This window comes from Okeania sp. SIO2B9 (assembly GCF_010672505.1).
In the GTDB taxonomy this organism is placed as follows: Bacteria; Cyanobacteriota; Cyanobacteriia; order Cyanobacteriales; family Microcoleaceae; genus Okeania; species Okeania hirsuta.
Window position 1 is genome coordinate 1 of the sequence record NZ_JAAHGK010000775.1, and the last position, 3764, is coordinate 3764.

Here is a 3764-nt window from a genome sequence, read left to right on the forward strand (position 1 = left end):
TCTTCACTAAAGCGATCGCCTAAGATATAATAAACTGCTGCAATATGTTTACAAACTCTAGCTTTGTCAGGGCAGTCACATTTAGCATGGATATCATCTAAGGTAAATGGAAATAGTCTTAAACCATTAGTAGCAAAAACTTCTTCTATATTTTGAGGCATTTCTCCTGCTAATAATTTGGCAGTAAAAATTGCTCTTTGTGACATTGTTTCAATGACATAATTCCAGTCTTCATCACTAAAAGTATCTAACCATAATGATTGTTTATAAGGTTCTGGAGCTGTCCCTTGAACTTGGGAAATAATTTCTTTGTCTTTAAATTCTAGACTCAGAACGTTTCCTTGTCTGGCATAATTTCTTGCCCGTTCTAATCGTTTTTTAAACCGATAAGAATTTAACAAGTCTATCCATTGTTGAGTCCACCATTCTTTGTCGTTTTGTGAGTTGTTATAGTTAGTCATTTTTTTTATTAAGAAGGAAGAAGGAAGAAGTAAGAAGGAAGAAGGAAGAAGGAAGAAATTAAGTCTCCAATTTGATGAGTAAGTAGGAAGGAAGAAGGAAGAAGGAAGAAGGAAGAAATTAAGTCTCAAATTTGATGAGGAAGTAAGAAGTAAAAAGGAAAAATCTTGCGTTGTCTGAGTTTTAAGTTAAGGAGAGGTAATTATTAATTAGGAAAAGTATTGACAGATAAAGACAAGTGCCTTTTTGGGGTCGAAAAAAGTACCTGGTTTTCAGCTCTTGATGCTCAAAAAGGAGCGTATTTTAGGCTTATAGTTGGGCAGAAAAATTTTGGGACCATTCTTACTCCTACCTTCTCGCTCATTCCCATTTATCCTGTCTTCCCCTCCCCTCCTGGGAGGGGTTAGGGGTGGGTCTTCCCTTACTAAAAGACTTTTTCAGCAAACCCTAATTATTAATTATTAATTATTAATTATTGAAGACCGAAAAGCACTTTTCTTTCTCCTGACTCCTGACTCCTGACTCCTGACTCCTGACTCCTGATTTTTCAATAACTCAAATTTACTCTTCTTCAATTACTTTATTTCTATCAAGTATTAATAAGTTTCTCAACTGGTCTGTATCTAGTTCAGTTAACCATTGTTCTCCTGCACCTACTACTTGTTCTGCTAGTTCTTTTTTACTTTCAATTAAGTCGTGTATTTTTTCTTCTAAAGTTCCAGTACAGACAAATTTATGTACCTGAACATTCCGGGTTTGACCAATTCTAAATACCCGGTCTGTAGCCTGATTTTCTACTGCTGGATTCCACCATCTATCAAAGTGAAAAACATGATTAGCACGAGTTAAATTTAAACCAGTACCTCCCGCTTTTAAAGAAAGAATCATTACTGGTGGACCTTGAGGGTCTTGTTGGAATCTGTCTACCATTTCTTCTCTTTGATTTTTGCGAGTTGCTCCATATAAAAATGATACTTCTCTACCTAATTTTTCTTGCAAATAAGGTTGTAAAACTTTTCCCCATTCGGCAAATTGAGTAAAAATAATAGCTCTTTCTGTTTCTGAAATTATTTCTTCTAACATGGCAGATAAACGTTGTAGCTTTCCTGAGTTTTTATGGCTAATTTCTACTTTTTTCCTACTACCTTTTTTAATCTGCAGAAGTACGGGATGATTACAAAGTTGTTTGAGTTTTACTAATAGGGCTAAAACTTTACCTTTCCGCTGAATCCCATCAGCAGCTTCAATTTCTGCTAAGGAAGTTTCAACTATGTCTTGATAAAGTTTTGCTTGCTCATTTGCTAGTGGGCAAAAGATAGTATTTTCTTGTTTTTCTGGCAAGTCTTGAATAATATCTTTATCAGTTTTGAGCCTACGTAGAATAAATGGTTGCACCAGAGAACGCAAAGTTTGTAATGAATTTGTATCTCCATATTTTTCAATAGGAATAGCAAAGCGACGTTGGAAAAATTGTTTTTTTCCTAAATATCCAGGATTCAAAAAATCTAAAATTGACCATAATTCTGAAAGGCGATTTTCTACGGGAGTTCCTGTTAAACCAATTCTAAAGGATGCTTCTAATTTTCTCACAGCTTGAGATTGTTTTGCCTCTGGATTTTTGATATTTTGAGCTTCATCAACTATTACTGCTTGCCATTTTATTGTCTGTAATGTTTTTTCATCTCGATACAATAAAGCGTAACTGGTTATTGCTAAATGTTTGTCTTTAATTACTTTGAGAAACTCTTTACCTTTGGCACGTTTATCACCATGATGTACTATTACTTTTAAGGTTGGTCCGAATTTTTTAACTTCCCGTTCCCAGTTCCCTAATACTGAAGTTGGGCATACTAATAATGTGGGTGCTTCTAGTAATTCTTGTTCTTGTTGATTGAGAAGAAATGCTATTGTTTGGATAGTCTTACCGAGACCCATATCATCTGCCAAACAAGCACCCAAACCCCAACGTTCCAAAAATGTTAACCAACTTACGCCCCGTGCTTGATAAGGCCGTAGTTCGCCCCGAAAATTCTTTGGAGTCGGAATTTCCTCTAAGGAACGATTATTTGTTAAAGTGTCCAGAAGTTCTTGGAGTTGACCGCCAGCTTCAAAATTAACGACGGGTAACTTTTCCATAACTTGAGTGTCTCCTGTGGCCAATCGCAAAGCGTCTTCTAAAGATAAGGCCATTTCGTCTTGACGACTAGCAAAGAAATTTTGGGCTGCCCGCACATCTTGGGGTTGTAGTTCGACCCACTCGCCGTTAATTTCTACTAAGGGACTATCTTTTGCAACTAATCTATTAAATTCGGCTTTGGTTAATTTCTGACCTCCAATGGACAATTCCCACTGAAAATTGAGGAGACTTTTTAAGCCTAGTCTTTCAGTTTTTTTAATTTTTGGAGCTTGGGCACGAATACTTAGACCTAAGCGGGAAGCCCATCCTTCTCTATTAGCTAAACTAGGTGGTAAAATCACTCCTAAACCACTGTCTGTAAACCGCCAACTCCCACTTTTAATAAATTCATAAGCTTGGTGTGGAGTGAATTGGCAACTTTGGGGAGTTGCTTGTTGTAAACTAGGTTCAATAGTTGGATAAATTCTTGATGCTAAACCTAAGCCACTTAGCAGTGTTTCTTGAGGAAATTTAATTGTTCTTCCTTGATAGTTGAAACTTGCTACAGGATTTTTCCAAATTGTCTTGGCATCGACTAAAAATTCTGGATCGTCTATTGCCTGAAGACAATATTCTAGAATCCAATCTTTGGAATTGTTGGATGGTGAATGAAGATGAAAACAGGTAATAAATTGATTTTCTGTAGTTTGATATTGTTGTAGGGGAGATTGCCAATTCTCAAGTATTTTGCTAATTTGCTGTGTTTCTTTAGTGGCAGGTAATTTTAAAGCTGATTTGGCTAATAAGGATTTTAACCATTGTTTAATTACCGGATTTAATGAGGAAATTTCTGTTTGAGATATTTCGGATGATATTTGTCTAATTTGTGTGTCTATTGTTTTTTGCAAGAAATCTTGGAGTAGTTCTTGACTTGCTCTGAGGTTTGGTAATTTTGAAGTGTTATTTTGGGGGATTATTTGTAGATTTTCTAAGGAAATAGGCGACTGCCAATCTAGTTGATATGTGCGACAAACAAGAGGCATTTGTAGAGTAAAATTTTTCAGTCGATTTTGGTCTGTAGCACTATCAAGTAAGGGTTGCCAAATAGCAAAAATTTGTTCATTTGATTGTTGTTCAATAGTTGGTAAAAATTTACATCTTGCTAATAAGTGAAGATTCCATCTTGCAA

The 3764-nt window shown here is 35.8% G+C and carries 2 protein-coding genes; both read right to left on the reverse strand.

Translation table 11 applies throughout. From position 1 onward, the window contains the following. Positions 1-461, reverse strand: a 461-nt coding sequence (locus F6K13_RS23170; protein WP_287288522.1) for an SWIM zinc finger family protein, incomplete at its 3' end; no start/stop codon positions are given. A 559-nt stretch (positions 462-1020) separates the two neighbouring features. Further along, on the reverse strand, positions 1021-3764 hold a 2744-nt coding region (locus F6K13_RS23175; protein WP_287288524.1), incomplete at its 5' end, for a DEAD/DEAH box helicase.